Source organism: Pedobacter panaciterrae (genome assembly GCF_013204795.1).
Classification (GTDB): domain Bacteria; phylum Bacteroidota; class Bacteroidia; order Sphingobacteriales; family Sphingobacteriaceae; genus Pedobacter; species Pedobacter panaciterrae.
On sequence record NZ_JABMKW010000017.1, the window covers coordinates 415,771 to 435,730 of the forward strand.

At 40.6% G+C, this 19,960-nt stretch carries 22 protein-coding genes; 8 read left to right on the forward strand and 14 right to left on the reverse strand.

The window, feature by feature from the left end; translation table 11 throughout:
• Positions 1–53: 53 nt before the first annotated feature.
• On the reverse strand, positions 54–1,307 hold the full coding sequence (locus HQN86_RS13120) for an FISUMP domain-containing protein (RefSeq protein ID WP_172661404.1): 1,254 nt from the start codon (positions 1,305–1,307) through the stop codon (positions 54–56).
• A 164-nt stretch (positions 1,308–1,471) separates the two neighbouring features.
• Here HQN86_RS13120 and HQN86_RS13125 point away from each other — a divergent pair, with 164 nt between their 5' ends.
• Positions 1,472–3,409 (forward strand): tetratricopeptide repeat-containing sensor histidine kinase, encoded by a 1,938-nt coding sequence (locus tag HQN86_RS13125; protein ID WP_172661405.1) that lies wholly within the window; start codon positions 1,472–1,474, stop codon positions 3,407–3,409.
• 9 nt (positions 3,410–3,418) lie between these two features.
• Positions 3,419–4,033: a response regulator gene (locus HQN86_RS13130; RefSeq protein WP_172661406.1), complete on the forward strand. Its 615-nt coding sequence runs from the start codon at positions 3,419–3,421 to the stop codon at positions 4,031–4,033.
• A 270-nt stretch (positions 4,034–4,303) separates the two neighbouring features.
• On the opposite strand, the gene HQN86_RS13135 is transcribed toward HQN86_RS13130, so the two are convergent.
• The 7 genes from HQN86_RS13135 to HQN86_RS13160 form a co-directional block, all read right to left on the reverse strand.
• Positions 4,304–6,544, reverse strand: coding sequence for an outer membrane beta-barrel family protein (locus HQN86_RS13135; protein WP_172661407.1), 2,241 nt, complete (start codon positions 6,542–6,544; stop codon positions 4,304–4,306).
• Positions 6,545–6,556: 12 nt separating this feature from the next.
• The gene (locus HQN86_RS13140) at positions 6,557–8,239 is read right to left on the reverse strand and encodes a M56 family metallopeptidase (protein ID WP_172661408.1); all 1,683 of its coding nucleotides are present in this window, start codon (positions 8,237–8,239) and stop codon (positions 6,557–6,559) included.
• A 24-nt stretch (positions 8,240–8,263) separates the two neighbouring features.
• Positions 8,264–8,644, reverse strand: coding sequence for a BlaI/MecI/CopY family transcriptional regulator (locus tag HQN86_RS13145; RefSeq protein ID WP_172661409.1), 381 nt, complete (start codon positions 8,642–8,644; stop codon positions 8,264–8,266).
• Between the two features lie 390 nt (positions 8,645–9,034).
• On the reverse strand, positions 9,035–10,033 hold the full coding sequence (locus HQN86_RS13150; RefSeq protein WP_172661410.1) for an NADP-dependent oxidoreductase: 999 nt from the start codon (positions 10,031–10,033) through the stop codon (positions 9,035–9,037).
• A gap of 1 nt (position 10,034) precedes the next feature.
• Positions 10,035–10,511, reverse strand: coding sequence for an SDR family NAD(P)-dependent oxidoreductase (locus HQN86_RS26990; RefSeq protein WP_216854399.1), 477 nt, complete (start codon positions 10,509–10,511; stop codon positions 10,035–10,037).
• Positions 10,468–10,803: an SDR family NAD(P)-dependent oxidoreductase gene (locus HQN86_RS26995; RefSeq protein ID WP_216854400.1), complete on the reverse strand. Its 336-nt coding sequence runs from the start codon at positions 10,801–10,803 to the stop codon at positions 10,468–10,470. Before HQN86_RS26995 ends, HQN86_RS26990 begins: the two co-directional genes overlap by 44 nt.
• A 28-nt stretch (positions 10,804–10,831) precedes the next feature.
• A complete protein-coding gene (locus HQN86_RS13160; protein WP_172661411.1) occupies positions 10,832–11,563 on the reverse strand; it encodes an SDR family oxidoreductase in 732 nt (243 codons plus the stop codon).
• A 254-nt stretch (positions 11,564–11,817) separates the two neighbouring features.
• Between HQN86_RS13160 and HQN86_RS26740 the strand changes: the two genes are divergently transcribed.
• Positions 11,818–12,012 (forward strand): winged helix-turn-helix transcriptional regulator, encoded by a 195-nt coding sequence (locus HQN86_RS26740; RefSeq protein WP_216854401.1) that lies wholly within the window; start codon positions 11,818–11,820, stop codon positions 12,010–12,012.
• A 108-nt stretch (positions 12,013–12,120) separates the two neighbouring features.
• Here HQN86_RS26740 and HQN86_RS27170 read toward each other — a convergent pair whose 3' ends face one another.
• Complete coding sequence (locus HQN86_RS27170) at positions 12,121–12,315, reverse strand: UPF0758 domain-containing protein (RefSeq protein WP_394367891.1); 195 nt, start codon at positions 12,313–12,315, stop codon at positions 12,121–12,123.
• A 3-nt stretch (positions 12,316–12,318) separates the two neighbouring features.
• Complete coding sequence (locus tag HQN86_RS13170; RefSeq protein ID WP_172661412.1) at positions 12,319–13,386, reverse strand: sensor histidine kinase; 1,068 nt, start codon at positions 13,384–13,386, stop codon at positions 12,319–12,321.
• Positions 13,387–13,543: 157 nt separating this feature from the next.
• Here HQN86_RS13170 and HQN86_RS13175 point away from each other — a divergent pair, with 157 nt between their 5' ends.
• A complete protein-coding gene (locus HQN86_RS13175; protein WP_172661413.1) occupies positions 13,544–14,272 on the forward strand; it encodes a LytR/AlgR family response regulator transcription factor in 729 nt (242 codons plus the stop codon).
• Here the strand turns inward: HQN86_RS13175 and HQN86_RS13180 are convergent.
• Positions 14,265–14,747, reverse strand: coding sequence for a lipocalin-like domain-containing protein (locus HQN86_RS13180; RefSeq protein WP_172661414.1), 483 nt, complete (start codon positions 14,745–14,747; stop codon positions 14,265–14,267). The two genes, HQN86_RS13175 and HQN86_RS13180, sit on opposite strands and share 8 nt — an antisense overlap.
• Before the next feature lie 218 nt (positions 14,748–14,965).
• On the opposite strand from HQN86_RS13180, the gene HQN86_RS13185 reads away from it, so the two are divergent.
• The 4 genes from HQN86_RS13185 to HQN86_RS13200 all read left to right on the forward strand — a co-directional run bounded on the left by HQN86_RS13185 (position 14,966) and on the right by HQN86_RS13200 (position 18,378).
• Positions 14,966–15,955, forward strand: coding sequence for a carboxypeptidase-like regulatory domain-containing protein (locus HQN86_RS13185; protein WP_172661415.1), 990 nt, complete (start codon positions 14,966–14,968; stop codon positions 15,953–15,955).
• Between the two features lie 117 nt (positions 15,956–16,072).
• Entirely contained in the window at positions 16,073–16,588 is a 516-nt protein-coding gene (locus HQN86_RS13190) for an outer membrane beta-barrel protein (protein ID WP_172661416.1), read from the forward strand.
• Between the two features lie 223 nt (positions 16,589–16,811).
• Entirely contained in the window at positions 16,812–17,609 is a 798-nt protein-coding gene (locus HQN86_RS13195; RefSeq protein WP_172661417.1) for a hypothetical protein, read from the forward strand.
• Positions 17,610–17,805: 196 nt separating this feature from the next.
• Complete coding sequence (locus HQN86_RS13200) at positions 17,806–18,378, forward strand: phytanoyl-CoA dioxygenase family protein (protein WP_216854402.1); 573 nt, start codon at positions 17,806–17,808, stop codon at positions 18,376–18,378.
• Here HQN86_RS13200 and HQN86_RS26865 read toward each other — a convergent pair.
• Genes HQN86_RS26865 through HQN86_RS27225 form a run of 3 tightly spaced genes read right to left on the reverse strand, consistent with a single transcriptional unit; the run spans position 18,364 to position 19,619 of the window.
• The gene (locus tag HQN86_RS26865) at positions 18,364–18,768 is read right to left on the reverse strand and encodes a transposase (RefSeq protein WP_317171709.1); all 405 of its coding nucleotides are present in this window, start codon (positions 18,766–18,768) and stop codon (positions 18,364–18,366) included. The genes HQN86_RS13200 and HQN86_RS26865 overlap by 15 nt on opposite strands.
• Before the next feature lie 4 nt (positions 18,769–18,772).
• Positions 18,773–19,363 carry an ISAon1 family transposase gene (locus tag HQN86_RS26870; protein WP_317171716.1) on the reverse strand — a complete coding sequence of 197 codons (591 nt, stop codon included), beginning with the start codon at positions 19,361–19,363 and terminating at the stop codon, positions 18,773–18,775.
• Positions 19,364–19,367: 4 nt separating this feature from the next.
• Positions 19,368–19,619 (reverse strand): ISAon1 family transposase N-terminal region protein, encoded by a 252-nt coding sequence (locus tag HQN86_RS27225; RefSeq protein ID WP_449580844.1) that lies wholly within the window; start codon positions 19,617–19,619, stop codon positions 19,368–19,370.
• Positions 19,620–19,960: the final 341 nt, after the last annotated feature.

Consider the following 19,960-nt stretch of genomic DNA (forward strand, 5'->3'; position numbering starts at 1 on the left):
CATTTTCTGAAAAATCATTTCAAAATGCCAGCAGTTATACATTAATAATAACATCAATCTTTTACACAGCGTACGGAATAGCCATTATATTTAAATCCAGATGAGATATCAACTTCTATATATGAGTGATACAATCGAATTTCATCGCCGGCTACTCCACCAGATACTCCACTATCCTCTGTAGAAGCCCAGTAATAGCCAATCAAAGACAAGTTATCAAAGTTCCCATGGGCGAAACGGTATCCACCCGGAAGAGCCGAAAACCCGCTGCTATTGGTTGCACCCACATTGGGTGTACTCCAATAAAGTAAGTCTTTTAAGGGGCCCCCTGCTGAGTATTTGCCATTTAAGAATGTTATCAATGTTATCCATTCATCCTTTGTAGGTACATGCCATCCTGCAGGTGCTATATTGTTGCTGTTGTTTACGGCATACCAATTATACAGCTTACCATAAGGATTATTATTTTTACTGTCATTGTTATAGTAACAATAGGCTCCTTTTGTAAAGGCATCCCATGTTTGCGAATCAGGAGCAGTTAGTATCTCAGCGCCGTTTCGGTAATGCGTAGTTTTCAGATTCTCCACCATCCAGCATTGTGTACCGATAGTAACGGTATGATACACGTTACCGTCCACATCAGTGACAGTTCCACAATTAGTCAAGCCTGTTGTGGTAAAACTTATTTCGTTACCATAAGCGGTGCCAATGCTGTTGGTTGCATATGCCCGTACATAGTAAGTAGTATTACTGTTTAGGCCTGTAAGGTTGCTCGTAAAATTGCCTGCGCCGCTCCCATCTGTTGTTTTATCATTGGCAATAGAAGGATTGTTGTTTGTACTCCAACACACACCTCTTGCGGTAATGACACTATTGTCTATGCTACTGATCGTGCCGCCTGAAACGGCTGTCGTATTGGCAATGCTGCTGATGGCTACGGTGCTTACCATAGGCAACTGCGGTGCTACACTTACTACAATATAGCCGGTTTTTGTTTTGGTATTGCTGCCGTCGGCATTTGTTACAGTAAGCGTTACATTGTATGTTCCCGCAGCGTGGTATTGAATATTGACCGGATTTTGCAAAGTAGAAGAAGACGGCGTACCTCCCGCAAAGCTCCACGACCACGATGTAGGATTGCCGGTAGATAAATCTGTAAAGCTGGCCGCCGAATCTGTTTTAATACTAGTAACACTTGCAGAAAAATCTGCTGCCGGTAAGATTGCATTATCCTTAATCTTAGTGCAGGAAATAATTAGCGTACTGCATAACATCAAAACAAACGGCAGGAATTTTAAATCTCTCATGATTTCATTTTTTATGCAGTAAAAGTAGATAACTTACCAAACCGACGTAATCATTAAAAAAGATGATTTTTTATTATACGCTTTTAAAAAATCATTAAAAAAGATGATGGAAAATATGGACCCACAACATTTTATTTGCGTTGTAGAAAAATGTAAATTAGGGTATGAGAAAATCACTGCTGATATTATTTGCAGGCTTTATAAGTTTCGCCTCTCAGGCACAAGGATTGAATAGAAACAGTCTAAAACGAACTATTAACTATAACAAAAAAGATAGCAATACTGTAAATGTTTTATATCAATATGGAGAAACGTACAGGCAAGACAACCCTGATTCTGCCACTTTTTACTATAACAAAGCAAAAGAGCTTTCTCAAAATATAGGATATAAAAAGGGTGTTGCAACTTATGCAAGCTATCAAATAGTAATATTGAATAATAAAGGTTTATTTAAAGAGGCTTTGTCTCTTACTCTTGATGCCCTTGATATTTTTAAAAAATATGGAAACAAAAAAGACTTGTCGGTTGCCAATTTAAATGTGGGTAGTGAGTGGGAATATCTTTCCGATTTTTCTACTGCGTCGGAATATTATTTAATTGCAAAAAAATATGCAGAAGAAATTGACGACAAAAAAATGTTACGAATAGCAAACAATAATTTGGCTTCTGTATTTATAAATTTACAGGAATATGCCAAAGGTCTTGAGTATGCAGAAAAAGCATACAAACTCGCTGTAGAATTAAATAATAAAACTGCGCAGGCTAATACACTCTGCAATATCGGAACCGCCTCTAATAACCTTAAAAATTATGATAAAGCCATAAGCGTATTTCGGGAAGTAGGAAAAATAGGTAAAGAAGAAAAGGACAACATTAACATTGTAAGTGGGTGGTTAGGTATAGCAGATGCCTTAAAGGGTAAACAAATGTATGCATTGGCAATAAAATATTATGATACAGTACTTTATTTTTCAAGACATGAAGAGTTGCCTGAATATACTTTGTATGCCAATATGGGCATGGGACAAACTTTAATTGAATCAAGAAAATATTTAAAAGCAGTCCCTTATCTCAATGAGGGAATCAACTTAGCTCATAAATTTGGTTCAAAAAATGAGTTAAGCAGCTTATACGAATATCAGTCTAATTTGTACAAAGGAGTAGGAAAACTTGATAGCGCATTGGCGTATCGTCAAAAGTTTGAGTTACTACGAGATACTATATTAGGAGAAAATACCAAAAATACTGTAGCAAACCTAGCAGCCAAATACGAATTTGAAAAAAAAGAAGCACAGATTAAACTGCAACAAGCGCAGCTTCGCCAAAAATCTATCCTCAATTATATTCTTATCGGCAGTGCGCTTGCCATATTAATTATTTCACTGCTAGGTTATCGCAACTATATTCATCGCCAAAAACTACAGCAATTAAAAATTGATGAATTAGAAACCGAAAAACAACTTACCGCTACAGAAGCAGTACTAAAAGGTGAAGAACAGGAACGTACCCGACTAGCCAAAGACTTGCACGATGGGCTTGGCGGGATGTTAAGTGGAATAAAATTTTCATTAAATAATATGAAAGAGAATTTAATAATGACCCCGGACAATGCTCTTGCTTTTAATCGCAGCATCGACATGTTAGACAGCTCTATACAGGAAATGCGCCGCGTAGCACATAACATGATGCCCGAAATACTGGTAAAATATGGACTGGATGTTGCATTGAAAGAATTTTGCATGGAGATGGATCGTAGTGCTGTGTTACATGTAAACTACCAGTCGGTGGGGATGCAACAAACAAGCATACCGCAAACTACATCAGTCGCCATTTATCGCATTATACAAGAGTTGCTGAACAATGCGATTAAACATGCCCATGCCAAAAATGTATTGGTGCAATTGCATCAAGCTGATCAGGAAAAACTATTAGCCATTACGGTAGAAGATGATGGAAATGGTTTTGATGTCAATCTTTTAACAAAATCTGGTGGAATGGGCTGGCATAATATTAAAAACCGCGTTGAGTTTTTAAAAGGCAGGATAGATTTGCAATCCGGTCCTGGCAAAGGTACTTCAGTAATGATAGAGATTAACATTTAACTACAGGCAATGAAAATAAGCATTTTCGTAGTAGATGACCATTACATGGTGACAGAGGGTATTCGTTCTTTACTGCAAAACGAAAAAATACTTGATTGGATGGGCCATGCCACCAACGCAGCATCCTGCCTTAGTTTTCTTAAGCTACACGAACCTGATGTGATACTAATGGATGTAAACCTTCCTGATAAAAGCGGAATAGATTTATGTAAAGAAGTTAAGCAACTGTATCCCTCTTTAGCTATACTTGGGCTTAGTACATTTAACCAGCAAGCCATTATCAAAAACATGATGGATAATGGTGCTTTAGGTTATGTATTAAAAAATGCCACAAAGGAAGAACTGTTAGAAGCGATAAACACCGTGATTAAAGGCAAAGTATATTATAGTTTCGAGGTCTTAAGCGCAATGAGAAAACCAGAGCCCAATCAGCTTCTAATCACCAGAAGAGAAAAAGAGGTTTTATTGTTAATTGCAGAAGGACTAACCAATGCAGAAATATCAGAAAAACTTTTCATCAGTATTCCAACTGTAAACACACACCGCAAAAGCCTGTTAGAAAAATTTGAAGTAAAAAACACAGCCATGCTAATCGGTAAGGCTTCAAAATTGGGATTGATTTAATTGTCTTGCTATATTATTTCTAAATCATCTATTTGACATTAAGAAAGTTGGGTTAATAAACAAATAGTGTTACACCGCCAGGGCATGTATTTCGCAAATAGTAGACACTTTAGGCACAGCGTCGATGGATCAGTGAGTACTGGCTATATTGATTACGATATTTTTAATAGCGAGGAGAAGGCACTTTTATTATTTTTGTCGCAAAAAATAAAAAGTGCCTTTCCTGTTTTTAAATGACATTTACTAAAGTTAAGATAATCCCCGTGGCGGCTAGTTTTTCACTCTTTCCAATTCATTTCCGGCGCCACCGGTATTGCGCTTCTTCGCAGCAGAAGCTCCTTTGCTGAAACTATAGCTGAAAGAGACAAGGCCTATTCGGTTGTCAAAAATGTTGCGGTAAGTGGCCCGGGTCTGCGGAATGTTGATTATTTCGCCCTGTGGCCTGAAGCGGTTCAGCACATCACGTAAAGTAAATTTCAGGGTGCCTTTATCTCCAAGGATTTTCTTTGAGACGCCGGTATTGATGTTGTAAAGCGCGCGCTTTTTAAACTGAGCGTTTTGGTTGGGCGTCACGTACATGGCGCTCAGTTCTGCGCTCCATCCTCTTCCGAAATTGAACTGGTTATTTGGATTGACATAAAAATAAAAGCTCTGTACGGTATTGCCATCATTGCCGGGCAAGCCGCTGAAATCAATTTCGACTGCTTCACTGTACATATTCAATGTGTACCAGTTTCCCGCCTTCAGGTTCAGGTTAACAGAGCCCCCGTAAAAATGCATTTTCCCAATGTTTCCTGTCCTGCTGATAAAAATGCCTTTTTCCTGCTCAATGACTTCAGAAATCATTGATGAAGTAACGTTGTAAAAAAGGTCGATGCTGAGCTTATTGTTGTGGTTAAAATTGAGGTCGATCTTGTGAGCAAACTCCGGTCTGATATAAGGATTGCCGGCAAAGTAAGTGAACTTATCCAATAGAAAAATAAAAGGATTCAGGTCCTGGTAGTATGGTCTTCTGATTCGTTTCCCGTAATATAGTGTGAGTTTATTTTTGGCGCTATCCAATTTGTAGGAAAGATAAACTGTTGGAAAGAGATTGGTATAGTGCTGCGAAAAGGAGGAATCCGGGCGGAGCCCATTGCTTAGTTGGTGTCCTTTCATATTTGTCTGTTCCATGCGCAGTCCGGCCTGTATGCTCCATTTCTTCCATTCCTTGCTGAAATTCACGTAAGCTGCATTAATGTTCTCCTTGTACCGGAAGTGATTGGTCTTTTCATTGTCCACCAGCAATACATCTCCCCGACGTATAAAGTAATCTGCGGTATTATCGGTGTTCACAAAGCTGGTCTTTGCACCTGCAGAGAATTTTGCTTTATAGGCCAGGGGGTGCTCGTAATCGCCTTTTGCAGCATAGATGGCAATGTCTGAAGGAAGTTGAGCCACGAGGTTCTCTTCGCTGATACTATTATTGGTGGTATTAAAGATTCTATTGGCAAAAGACTGGTCCGTTCTGGCACTATAGCTGATGTGGTCGAGATCGAAGCTGAGTTCGCGGCCCAGACTGTCAAACTTATGACTGTAATTGAAATTGATCCCGTTGCTGTTCAGTTTCGACTGTTCAGAATTGAGTGCCGTAATCAGAGAGTCCCTCTGTCCTGCAGAACCCGTTGCGATAGCCCCCACTTCTTTTCGGTTACGGCCGCTGTTGTAAGATCCGGTAAACACAAAACCCAGCGTGGTCTTCTCGCTGACATAGAAATCCATGCCTGCTTTGATATTCGGGGTTTTGTTCCGGTTGCGGAACACAGTACTTTGCATAAAAGCAGAGGTCAACTGCTGGTCCTGGTCATAAAACCAGCGGTTGATGTCCAGATCCCTCCAGGTGTCGGTTTTATTGTAACCGAGAGTGGTAAAAAAGTTGAACTTATTTTTGCGGTAGTTCAGGTCGATGCTCTCATTGTGGCGCCAATTCGGTGAGTACCCTGTACCAGCATTTATAGATCCGTTCCAGCCACTGATCAGTGATTTTTTCGTGCGGATATTGATGATCCCGGCGCCTCCCGCCGCATCATAGCGGGCGGGGGGATTTGGAATAAGTTCAATCTGGCTGATGCTGCCCGAAGGAAGCGATTTCAGATACGCGGTAAGGGCGGCTTCCGAAAGATAAGTAGGGCGGTTGTCAATGAGTACGACCACACCCTGCTGACCTTTCAGGCTAATTTTCCCGTCTTGATCAACCATAACCCCGGGTGCCTTTTCCAAAACCTCCAGTGCATTGCTGCCGGCATTGGAGATCAGGGCGTCTACGTTGATGACTGTACGGTCTATTTTGTGTTCTATAAAACTTTTTTTTCCACTGATCTTTACTTCTTTGAGGTCTACCGTTTTTTTTAAGGTATCAGTTTTATTCCCCGCAGTATCCTTTTTTTGGGCAGGCTTGGATTGCGCTGCGGCCAAAATTGGGGCAATAGCTATCCACAGGGTGAATGTCACCCTCAAAAATGAGTTCGTCATATCTCTTTTTAGTTATTTAAGATAGTAGCTGCTGGATGTGCTAACTCCTTTGCCATTCCTGTTGTAAGAAAAATCAATGGTATCTTCTGGAGACTTAAGGAAATTTTTTAATACAGCATCTTTTACTGACTCAGCTTGTTTTTTGCCGTTTACAGTCAATTCTTTGTTGCTGATGTGGAAACGAAACTGATCACCTTTGGTATCGATACCAGCTTTTTCCAGGGCTTTGATCAAATTCTGGGTCAGATCAGAAGACTTAGCTTCGACTTTTGGCAATGGTGAAAGCTTTACCCTTGGATTAGGGCTGGCTATAGGGCTCAGTTTCACCTGGGGATCCGCATTGAGGGTTGAGGAGTACTGCTGACTACTGTCCAATGCCATATTTAATGCACTTAGTACTGTTGTAGTTATGTTCGAAGCGAAATTCTCGACCAGCTTATGGTCTACGTTTAAAGTTACATGACCAGAGTTATTGGTGTTTGAATTGACGTTTACCGAAATCTCCGGTTCAACATTGTCTTCAGTATTGCCCGTTTCTTTAGTTACCGTTGCCGGGGAACCTGTTTTTGCTGCTGGAGGTCGTACTTTTGCTTTTACAGTGGTTCGTTTCTGAGGTTTAGCAGCAGGGCTGGTCTGAGATTTTTCCTTTTTAGCAACAGGTTCCTGGAAAACGGACTTTGGAGCCGGATCAGTTGTGCGCAACAGTGTAAAGCTGCAGAGCAGTAGCACAGCGATCAGCATACATCCCTTTTCAATGGAATTTAACGCGGTGTTCTTTTGGTAGACCATTCGTTTTATCCTGCTGACCAGGTTGCTTTCTTTTGCAAATGCCATGGCATATGTGGGCACCTTTAGCTGGTATTCCTTAAAGGAAAGCAGGGCCTGGATATAGTTGTGTTTTTCATCCGCATTTTGGAGTACCAGTTCATCACAGCAATTTTCCCGTTCTTTTCTGATTAGCGCCGATAACCATAATACTGCAGGGTTAAAGAAGAAAAGCAGTTCCAGTACATGTTGTAAAATATTTACCAGGAAATCCATTCTCTTGATGTGAGCAAGTTCGTGGAGCAGCATCATTTCTATTTCCCGGGGTTTAATGGCGGTGATCATTCCCAGGGGGATTAAGATCACTGGCTTGAAATGACCGATGACCAGCGGTACCTGGGTGAGCCCTGACTGCATGATCCTGGCCGCTTTAGACAGGCCCATTTGTCCGGACAGCTTTGCCAACTGGTCTTCCCAGTGTTTACCAACCGGATACACCTGGCGGGTTTTCAGGTAATGAAGCTCAAACAGGTTGCTGGTCAGCTTGATGCTTTTTGCGAAGACAATAAATAACCAGATCAGGGTGATGGTTCTGGCATTATCGTTCATAAAATCCCTGCTTGAGGCGATCAGATCTGTTGTCTCCGTATTTATTGTGGTATTGATACCAGCTTTCCGGAAATCCGTTGTTACTTGCGGAGTTCTTATCAGGCGGTTGAATGCGCTCGTGGTTGGATTGGTTTCACGAAGTTTGAAAACAACGGTAACTGCTATACTTGCCGTGAATAAAGCCAATAGTGTCACCAGTATACGGTAACGCAGTAAAGGACTTGCTGAACGGGTGAGCAAGAGTGTAAGACCGGTCAGCAGGGCCAGTATCAGGCCGAGTGCCAGGGAATATAGTAAAACGGTGTTTAAGATCTGTTCCATAATTTAGGTTTTAATAATAATGGTTTACTTTTGTTGATCCAGCTTATTCAGGATGTCCCTGATGGTCTTTAGGTCTTCAGAAGAAGCATTTTTACTGTCGAGCAGCTGCATTACCAGGTTGCCTGCGGAGCCGTCGTAAATGTGGTTTACAAACCTGTCCAGTAAATGGCTTTTGGTTTTGCTCGGATCTTCTGCAGCCCTGTAGATGTGGGTCATGTTACTTTCATCTCTGGTCAGCATCCCTTTTTCAGCCATAAGCTGCATTTGTTTTAATGTGGTAGTGTAATTTACCTCCTTGATCATCGCTAACTGGTTGTGCACAAACCTGACTGTATTTGGCCCATGTTTCCAAATGACGGTCAATATATCTAACTCTGCTTTCGAAGGTTCTATCTTAGGTTCCATAAAACAAACATACGATTAAAATCGTACGATACAAATTTATTTAGCTTTTTTTTTTAGAAAACCCTTAATTAGTAGATCATGCCCTATATGCTTTTATCACCATAGTTACATTAACCATTATTATTTTTAGAATTCAGCAGCGCCATTGTACTTTTTTTGCGAGATGCACCACTGGTGCAACAAGTAAAAGATCTGATAATTGATCAATCTTTCAATTCAAAGCTGAATAAATTGAAAAAGGCGAATCATGAAGCTTTTTATTATTGGATTAAAATAAAAGGCCTTCCATTACCATGTTTATTGTACCGGTTATTAGCAAGTAGCTTGATAAGCAATTGTAATTGGTTTGAACCTGAGGGAGCCTGGCTGTGCTGTTCATCATTTGTGGCTTTACTTCATTTTAACAACAACTTTTCCCTTGGCACGTCCACGCTCTACATATTCCAAAGCCTCATTAGTCTGCTCAAATGGAAATACTTTATCTACTACAGACCTAATCGCCTGCTGTTCAATTAGATCCGAAATCTCTTTCAATTGCTTTCCATCTGCCTTCATAAACAGAAACGAATAATCTACACCTAACTTCTTTGCTTTTCTGCGGATACCGGAACTAAGTAGCGACAGGAGAACCTTCACAAACCATGGCGCTCCAATTGCTTTAGCAAAGTCAGATGTTGGCGGGCCAGAGATGGAGATCGCCTTTCCTCCTGGTTTCAATATTGTTAGTGATTTTTCAAGTGTTTGATTGTCTTGGCTGTTTAACACGACATCATAATCTTTCAGGATGGCTTCAAAATCTTGTTTCTTGTAATCAATTAGCACATCCGCTCCCAGGTCTTTCAGCATTCCAAAGCTCTTTTCACTTGCAGTTGTAGCAACGGTTGCCCCCAAATGTTTGGCCAGTTGTATCGCAACTGTACCTACCCCTCCTGAGCCTGCCTGGATAAAAACTTTCTGTCCTTTTTTGAGATTTGCTTTTTCCACCAAGGCTTGCCATGCAGTAAGTGCAACCAAAGGAACAGAGGCAGCTTCTTCCATAGAAAGGTTTTTTGGCTTTAAGGCTACGTCCCTTTCATTAATCGAAATAAATTCTGCAAATGTACCGATTGCGAAATCCGAAGGGCGTGAATACACCTCATCTCCTATTTTAAAATACTTTACATTTTTTCCAACCTGGATAATCACACCCGCCACATCATGCCCTAAAATAAGCGGCATTTTGTAAGGCAGTATCAATTTAAACTCTCCAGTCTTAATTTTCTTATCCAAAAGATTTACGCTTGCTGCATAAATCTCCAACAGAACCTCATTATCACCAACTTCTGGTGTTGGAACATCTGCAAGCTGAAGACCATCTTTGGTATATTTGTTAATGATAAAAGCTTTCATTTTAATTTTTTAAAAGGTGATGGTTCTTTTTCGGATTAATTATGTTAAAAGCAATTTTAGGCAAAATCCTATTAACCAGATTAAAAATTTTTGCGTCGCCCACGCGAATAGTATATTGGTTTTTTGATAGACCTTTGATCAGCCCCTTAACCATTTCTTCAGTCGATATTTTTTTATCATTTCTATCTGAGGTCATTTCCGTGGCTACAAGTGGTGGGATCAATTCAAATACTTTCACTTTACTCCCAATGATCCTTAAGTGTTCACGAAGTGATATTGTATAGAAAGCCAGTGCTGTTTTTGACGAAGAATAGGTAGCTTCAATTAGGGAGGGAGCCTGACTCAGAATTGATGTGGTATTGATTATTGCAGCTTCATTTCTGGATTTGAGCATATCGAGAAATAGATTGTTTAGCCTTAACACACCCAGGTAATTAACTTCCATTTCGTATCCAGCGCCTTCCAATATGTTTCTCATTTGCAACTCCTAAATTTGATGGTGGAACCAGGACCGCGGCATTATTGTACAGGATATCTATACCGCCCAATTCTTTCACTTTATTAAAAAGAGATTGCGCATCTGCCTTATTTCCTGCATCACTTTGTATGGCTGTTATAGCAGGGTATTTATTTTTAGCAGCATCTAGTTTTACCTGATTTCTTCCTGTAATGATAACGTTCGCGCCAATTGATAAAAACTGTTTAACTGCTTCTAGCCCTATCCCTGATGCCCCACCTGTTACCAGTACAGTTTTTCCTTTTAAGTTCATATTGATTAAGTTTTATAAGACAAAAGAATTAATGGTTTACCTCTTCTTTGATTAGATTTGCCAAGGCGTGCATTTTTTTACTGTCTCCAACCGGAACTTCGAATTGATTTTTTTCCAAGGCTGTAAACAGCTCATCGGCGACCTCTGATGGCGGAATGCCGTTAGCTCCACCAATCTCTGCCGAAAAATCAGTGTTAACCAAAGGAGGATAAAGTTCAAATACATTTAGACGGTCATTTTCAGAAAATGTATCTCTCAATCCCTGGGTGTAACTGTGGAGCGCTGCTTTGCTCGCAGAATAGGTTGGCAAGTACTTATTTGGCCTAAATACAGCTATTGAAGATACGTTTACAATAGCCGCTTCTGTTTGCTGCAAAAGTAATGGTAATATTAAAGCTGTAAAATCTATAACACTAATATAATTCGTGTTGATTTCCTGATACGCTTTTTCTGCAGCATTATTTTTTTGGCCGCTTAAATCATTTATAAAGGCAGCTCCAGCATTGTTTATGATTATATTTAATTCCGGATGGTTATTTCTTAACTCTTCTACAATCTTAATCCTCTCCAATGAGATAGATAAATCTCCCTGTATGGCAACTGCTGTTTTATCTAACTCTTTTAAGGCATTTTGAAGACGTTCTTCACTACGCCCATTGATAATAACTTTATTTCCTGCTGCACTCAATTTTTTAGCGATAGCCAAACCAATACCCGCGCTTCCACCGCTGATGAATATTGTATTTCCGGTTGTTTTCATTGCATCTCTGATATAATTGTTTAAATTTACTTGCGTTTTGCAAGTACAAATATACAAACAACTTTCATTTTGCAAGTGATTATATAAATTATTTTTATGGTGGATATAAAAAAGAGGTCTGACTACCCTATAAGTAGCTCTCTAGATATTTGGGGAGACAAATGGTCATTGCTGATCGTTAGAGATCTTATGTTCTTTAAACAATGTACTTACGGCGACTTTTTAAAATCGGAGGAAAAAATAGCCACTAATATTTGGCCTCCAGATTACAAACGCTGGAAATAAATGGCATAATTACCAAACAGAATCATCCTGAAAGCAAGGCAAAAGTTTTATATAAACTAACTCAAAAAGGGATTGATTTGCTCCCGCTGATGATTGAAATAAACTTATGGGCAGATAAATATTTTACGTTACCAGCAGAAAGAAAAGAAGTGCTCGAAGATTAAAGCAAAATATTTTGATCAAGTTACCCTTGATCAATTTTCAAGGCAAGACTTTGCGAAAAAAAATACAACCCGAGCGCAGCGAGTGTGGAGATTTTTTTTCAGCAAACCCTAAAGGGGCTTGGTCTTGACGGAAGCGCCCGAACCTATCAGCAGTGCCAGAAGTTCCCCATCAGACAAAGCATAAGCCCCACGGGCAAGAAACTTCTCCCTCGGCCGAAGTTCAGATTCCATACCCTTAATCCTCTTTTGTTGTTGAATTCTGGCCTCACGTAATTCATGTACATCAACCTCCTTTCTCGGCATTTACTAAATCAAACTGGTACGGCTGCCCTTCGTGAAAGGGATAGCAAAGGATACTGCAACTCCACCTTCTTTATCTATCTCGATCCGTAGTTCTTCACCGAATTGATTCCTCAGACGTTTGGCTGTATTGTTTAGACCTATTCCGTCACAGGCAAACATCTCCTCGACAGTTCCCCTGTAGGGTATTCCGGTATTATGGATATAGAAATGTGATGCCTTTTCATTAGTGTGGCATTTGATGTATATCCTACCGCCATCAATGGCTGGCTCAATCCCGTGTTCTATGGCATTTTCCACAAGCGGTTGAAGCAACATGGGAGGAATCATTGCTTGACCATCGCAGGAGCGGACATCAATTTCAAAATCAAGTCTGCTACCAAAACGGCTTTGCTCCAACAACAGATAGGACTTTACAAATTCGATTTCCTGCCACAGTAGAACGAGCTCTTCCTGCGTAGAACGCAATGCATAACGGAAGGTGTCGGCAAGTTCGGCAATCAGTACACGGGTGTGCTCATTCTCCGCGGGCACCGATGCGCTGATGCTGTTTAGGGTATTGAAAAGAAAGTGGGGCTGTATCTGAGCCTTGAGGCTCTCGATCTCTGCCTTGTGGGCAAGTTCACGCAGTTCACGTTCCCTGTGCTGTTGAATTTCCCGCTCCCGAAAGAAAAGATCAATGTGAAGCGAACTGAATACCTGGATGTAGAAAAGGAGATTGGGCCCGATATTTTGGAGCATTTGCTGGCTGGTCATCACCGGTAGGCCTGCAAACTTGTTGTACCACCGATAAAGGACAATCCAGATGATATAGTATATAACGCCGGTAAAAAAATGCAGGGCGAACCGTTTCTTCATAGGAAAGCGGGTCCACTTCCGGAAATGGAGCCACCAGACTGGAAAACATGCGATGGCCATTATCGAACAATCAACCAGCAGCTCCCTGATAAATGGTTTGGAAATGCCTTGAGAAAACAGCCGCGGGGTAGCATACAGGATACTCATCAAAATCAGGCAGAAAAGAAAAAGCAAAATTTCCCTTTTCGCATTTCCCATATGTTTATGCTTTGTCATTATCAGTAAGTTTAACCTGAGTTGAATTTATGTGTTTTTTTAATTATACTATTTTTTCTTTTACCGCTCAAGCTGGTAATTCGACCAGCTTATATGTCGTTTGTCCGAAAAATTCCACAGAAGTTTCTTTCTCGCTATATTGCAGTAAAAAGATACCATGGCAAAAATGTCCGTTTTGATCATCGATGATGAAGAACCTGGGAGGATACTGGTACGACAATATCTTGACTCTTATGCTGAATATTTTGTCGCCGGCGAATGTGCAAACGGCCTGGAAGCCATCTCTCTGATCGACAGGCTCGAACCTGACCTTATTTTTCTGGATATACAGATGCCCGGCGCTAACGGATTCGAAGTGTTACAGCGGATCGGGCATGTCCCAAGGGTAATCTTTACGACAGCCTATGACAACTATGCTATTCAGGCCTTTGAAACAAATGCTACAGACTATCTCCTGAAGCCCTATACCAAGGGTAGGTTTGAAAAAACCATGGCGAAACTTCAGAACCAACCTTCACAGCTGCCATTTGCCGTTGCTGATTCTTATCGGGGGAGAACAAGCTTTCCCGAACGGATCCTGGTAGAGTGCAAGAAGCGCTTCCGTAACATCCAGGTAAATGAGATCATTTTTCTCAGGGCCTTTGGGGACTATACCGAAATACATAGCGAAACTGACATGTATATTAGTTCAACAGGCATCACCGTGCTTACTGCAAAATTAAACCCGGAAAAATTTCTCCGGATCCACCGTTCTACTGCGATCAACGTACAACACATTGCAGAGCTCTATCGGGACATCGGTAAAACATTTATCGTTATGAATAACGGCACCGAATTGACTGTGGGCAGAAATTACCTGCCCACAATAAAGGACCTGATCATTTAAGATGGTATTCGGCTGTTAGCTTGTGATCTATTCCGTCGGTGCTTGTGAACCGATGTTCCAAAACCAGCTTTTTTGAACTGGACTCCAATACTTTAGCCTCGTCCTTCTTGCCATCGCTGTGAAATATGATCTTCGCATTATTTCCTGCCAAAGTCCAGGTCCCATCCTCTTTTTGGTCTGCTTCTTCTTCATCACATCTTTTCTTTTCGGCAAACCGGATTACCACGCCATCGCGACGAAGAAGTAAGAGGTCGTCCTGATCACAAGGCTCCAGCAATGCAAAGATGTCAGTGTCCTGTTTTCCATCAAGGTCCCAGTCAACACTTGGGCTGACCGTAAATTTCTGCATTTGCCACTTCTTATCTATAAAAGACGTCTGAGTTTCCTTCTCCCCTCCAGCAACATGGCATGCTCCGATCAGGATAGCCATCGGGCTTAACATAAGCATGATGGCCGGTAGTCTAATAAATTTCATATCTGTTTTTATTTTCAAAGATCATAGGAAAATGCATACTAATATCAAAAATACGACGAACGGTATACTAAGGCCATGAACGGCTGTCTGAACCGTTGAGCCTTCAAATACCACTTCTTACCCAGCATTATTACGGTTCATCGAAAAGAAAACCCGGGCGTTTCCTATTCCGGTAACTTCACGGTCAACAAAAATCAAATACTTTAAAATCTCAACTTATGAAAACTTTTCTCCGAACATTTATATTGCCCGGTTGCTTATTCCTCTTTGCATGCTCAAAAGGAGTCGACGGTAAACAAGAGGAAGAAATTCCTTTCGGCCAGGACGAAGTAAGAAAACAGCTTTCCTTCTCGGACCTGCCTGAAAGGTCTAAAACGCTCATCGTGTCTGGCACCGGTACTTATGTTAACCTGATGGAAAATCAGCGTCCAAAATTGCCTGATTTCAGATCTCTGGATAGGAACCCCAATATATTACGTGGGTTTGTGAAAGATATATTCGGCAGGCCGGTGAAAAATGCAGAGGTCGGTGTACGCTCCTCTATTGCGGGAGGATTCTATAGTTCGGCAACAGGACTGTCTGATCAGAACGGTTATTATGAAGTGAACATCCCCGTTGGCAATACAGAAATATGGGGATCTAAAGTAACCATCGAATACCAAGGCGGTCGGGCATTTGTCTCATTATTTCCTGCGGACAGTACTTTAAGTGAATTCAGATCCTCGGATGGTGCTGTGAAAAACTTTGTATTGCTGCCATATGGTAATGGCCGTCCCGATGAAATTGCCAAGGCCCCTCAGTGGCCAACAAGTTATGTGGGAGGATCGATACATCTTTCTTATAATCTGCGGACAGAAACCCTTCCCTTACCAGGCAGTTTCCCTATCGGGTCGGTCATTGTGGTCAAACTCATGCCGGTTGATCTGGTCCATGCAGAAGAAAGGATTACGTTCATCATAAAAAAAGAAGTCCTTAACAACAGTCTCTACATCAACAATATTCCATTAGGCAAGTATAACCTGGAGCTTTCCCTTTCTGATGGCAGAACGATCCTTATTCAGGAAGGAATCAATTTGAAACAGGAATTCGGACTCAGCCCCAAACAGGCTGAAGGAAAAGCTGCGCTGACATTCATCCCCGGTGATCCGGAATGTTTGACCTGGTTTGGAAATTGGAAAGAAGTTCCATTGAACATTGAATTAAAATAAACGGAAACAACATTCGCAATAGGAATTCGCTTATGCATGCAGTAGTCTTGCCTCGGTGAGACAGTGCAGCGTACGAAAATATAACTAAAAATGATAATTAAAATAGAGAAAACAAGAATGAAAATTACAAGAAAATTAACACTAGCAATTGCGCTAACTGTATTAGGAGCATCATCAGCATCTGCTCAAACTTATAAAAAGGGAGACAAATTGGTAAATGCAGGACTGGGTATTGGTGGCGGTTTTGGAATTCCAATTGGTGTAAGCTACGAGCATGGCTTTACAGATAGAATTAGTGGAGGTGGTTATTTGGGTTACGCGGGTAAAAACGAGTCGTTTGGTGACTCGGGCAAGTGGAAATATACTTATGTGCTGGCTGCAGCAAGAGTTTCATATCATTTTAGGATTAAAGATGAAAAATTTGACCCTTATTTAGGCGCAATTTTGGGTTATAACATAGCTTCGGTAAAATGGCAAGGTGAGGAAGCAGCGCCAGCATCTGCTTCTGCAGGAGAGGTCATTTTTGGCGGACATCTTGGGGCCAGATATTGGTTGGCAGAAAAAATTGGCATCTTCGGCGAATTAGGTTATGGCGTAGGCCTGTTGAATTTAGGTGTAGCTTTTAAACTATAAAGGGATTCCGGTATTATCAATTAAAAAGGCCTTATACGCCTATCCCTTTATAATAAAGCTATAGGCGTATAAGACTAAAAGAAAAAATTTCAGCACGGGAAATTTTTATAAGCAACGAATATTCGCCATGTAGTTCGACCGCTGATTTAAGTTGTTTAACGATGTTTTAAGGGGTTCGAATATTTTTTTTATAACGAACACATTTAGAGGCTATTTTCACAAAATGAATAAGATAAATTTTTATATTGGATTAATAACAATCATGTTATTTGGTTTAGCAAGTTGTAAGAAAGGGGAAAAGAATATTCTTAAAGAAGAAGAACTTCCTTTTACCAATATTGGTAGTGTTAACAATTTGCCGGGTTTTGGCAATGATGATGATAAGCCTGAAGGTATTCCATTTGAACTGCCAACAGGACTAAGGTTTGTATCAAGGCCCGACCATCCATTTGACCCAGATTTAAGGAAACTACATGGCAACATGAATACCTTTTATGTTGATGTAAATATTGAGAGAGATAGTACCTGGAAGGAAGACAAACTTCTAACATTTCCCCCTGGTTTGGTAATGCTTAATGTATCACCTAGCAGAATTCAAAATGGGATGTTAATGGGTAGGGTAAGAATTAACGTACCACCTAACGGGAGAGGGCCAGGAGGTAAAAAGGACACTATAACTGTATATTTAGGTGTTGCGTGTATGAATTCTTCTAAAGGTTTACCCTGGGAGGATAATCAAGAACCAGACACCCGTAATTATGTTATTGGAAAGGGTACTCACACCCCGTATGTAGTTGTCACCAATACCGAAGTTTTAAAGTTTTTGTCATTATTGGAAGATAAACCCCATTTGAATCTTACAAGGCATCAAAATCCTTTGGATGTTTATGATCCTGACTATGTAGAACCAGAATGGATGAAACCCTACAATACCATACAAACGATGTTCTGGAAAATAACCGATGGACAAGGATTGACCGAGGCAGACCTTAGGGAACTTCTTGAAGCAGTTAAAGGATAGTTATCAAAGTACCAGAGATCTGGATTTTGTCGGTGCGCTCATTCATACGCTACAAAGTAATCTGAATATGGGTAGATTTGTCTCATGTTGATCCCAGATAACAAGCTAATTAGCGATGGTTATATAATTTTAGAAAAGTACCTCAAAGACAATGAGTGTATACAAATGATAACATCGCTTAAAAAGCTAGGTGTGTTTGACTATACACATGAGGCAAGTGCAGGTAACCTGCTTTGTACGTCACCTGAGTTGTACAAATTTTGCTGAACAAACTGCTAGACAATTGCTTGGTGAAGGGGGAATGCAACTAAGCCCTATCAAAGCATTTATCCTGGACAAGAGTATTGAAAATAACTGGTATATACCATGGCATCAGGATTTAAAAATTGCTGTAAAGCAGATTTTACAGGTGGAGGGTTATACGAACTGGACATTAGAAGCAGGCATCCCACATACAGAACCTCCCTTAAATATATTGGAAGGAATAACAACATTGAGAGTTCATCTGGACAATTGTACAAAACGAAATGGTGCTATCTATATTCTGCCTAAAACGCATAACCGTGGCAAACTTACTTCCAGCCAGATAGAAGAAGCAGTGACCAATGAAACCGCCTTATGTTGTGAAGTACAACAAGGAGGGGTTATGATCTTTAAGCCACTTCTGTTGCACAATTCCCCTCTTTCCCAACAGGAAATGCCCAGAAGAATTTTGCAAATTGAATATGTCAAAAAAGAGCTGCTTAGCCCACTATTAGAATGGCATTAGCAATAAAGCATATAGCTGAGTTAGCCTGTACAGAAAGAATTCTACATTTTTAACACCTCTGAATAGATTTCTAAAAGCCTTTATTTTTGCATTAAAAGATTCCGCCGAGGCATTGGTTGATATGTTATCAAAGTAATTCAATATAGTCTGATAATGGTTTTGTATAGACCTGGCAATTGTATTGAAAGCTTTAAATCCAGTTTGTCTTACTTTTTCATGCCATTTGGCCAGATTAGCTAGTCCAAAGACCTTATCTTTTGTATTTTCAAAGATCCGACTAAGTCCCATACTGAGTCCGCAGGCTGTTCTAAGATCAGGAAATCTTCCAAATAAGAGCTCTGTGCGATCCTTTTGGCTATCTGTCCAGTCTGAAGGCTTTTTATACAGCACATATCTACTGCGGGCCAGCAATTGCTTGATGGTATCTCCATTGTGAAGTACTTCCGCTTGAAATGGACGACCAGTCTTTTGATTGTTCTATGGCTTCATTTTCTACATCCATAGCTTCCCACCTGTATTTGACCCGCATCTCTTGCAGTGCCTCCGTAGCCAGCTTCTGTACATGAAACCGGTCAGTCACTCTGGTTGCCTGCGGAAAACAACGTTTGCAGATTAATTCCATATTACCTGCCATATCCAGAGTAACCTCAGCCACTTTTTTCCTTGCTCTTTCCGAAATCCTTTGCAGTACTGAAATGACAGTTTGCGCTTTGGTACCTGCTACAATGGCAACAATGGCTCCTTTCGTACCCTTTGCGGCTTTGTTGGTAAGGATGGTGTAAAGTTCACCATGGGACAGGCTGGTCTCGTCGATGGAAAGCTGTTCACCGAGGTTTTCTGGATATAACAGCCCTTTCTTTGCATGTGATTTCTGGTGCCAGCTTTTAAAATCACTTAGATAATCACGATATTGACGGAGCAGATTTTTTGCCTTTACTGCATAGAATGAACTGATAGCATCAACACTATTCGGGGCTGTATCGATTGATTTATTTTAAAAAAGCCGCGAATTCCCCTGTCATTCGCGTTCCCTTTTCTACTAAAGTCCAAGTCCGGTAAATCAAAGTAGAGGTCTCTGTATTGAGCCATCGGCGGCGTCGGATATGAAAAAACACCTTATGCCCCCGGATAGGAAAGTCCTGGATCACAATCTGAGGAAAAAAACCTTTGGACAAAACTTTAATCCCATCCCATTCCGATGGAGGAGTATTGACTTCTTCAAGTTCGATACTCCTTTGAATTCAAAATTCTCTAGTATAAAATCCGGCAGAAATAATCTGAGCAATGAGGCAGTAGCTGAGCTGATCTATCAAATTAACACTAAATTAGTGGATAAAAAAAAGAGATTGAAAGTTTCGAAAAACGATCAATCTCCTTGCGTACTCCAAAATTCTTATTTAACGAACTGCTTCAAAGGCATGAAGAACATGAGGGACATTTATAAAATTCAAGACTAATAATACGAAAGCATCTTAAAATGACTATAAAATTAAAGTTCACTTAAAGTGTACTCGTCGAAAACCTTTGTCACACAGCTTCTTGAAGGATATGGAACGTTTAACCAACATTGCGGGTGGTTCTG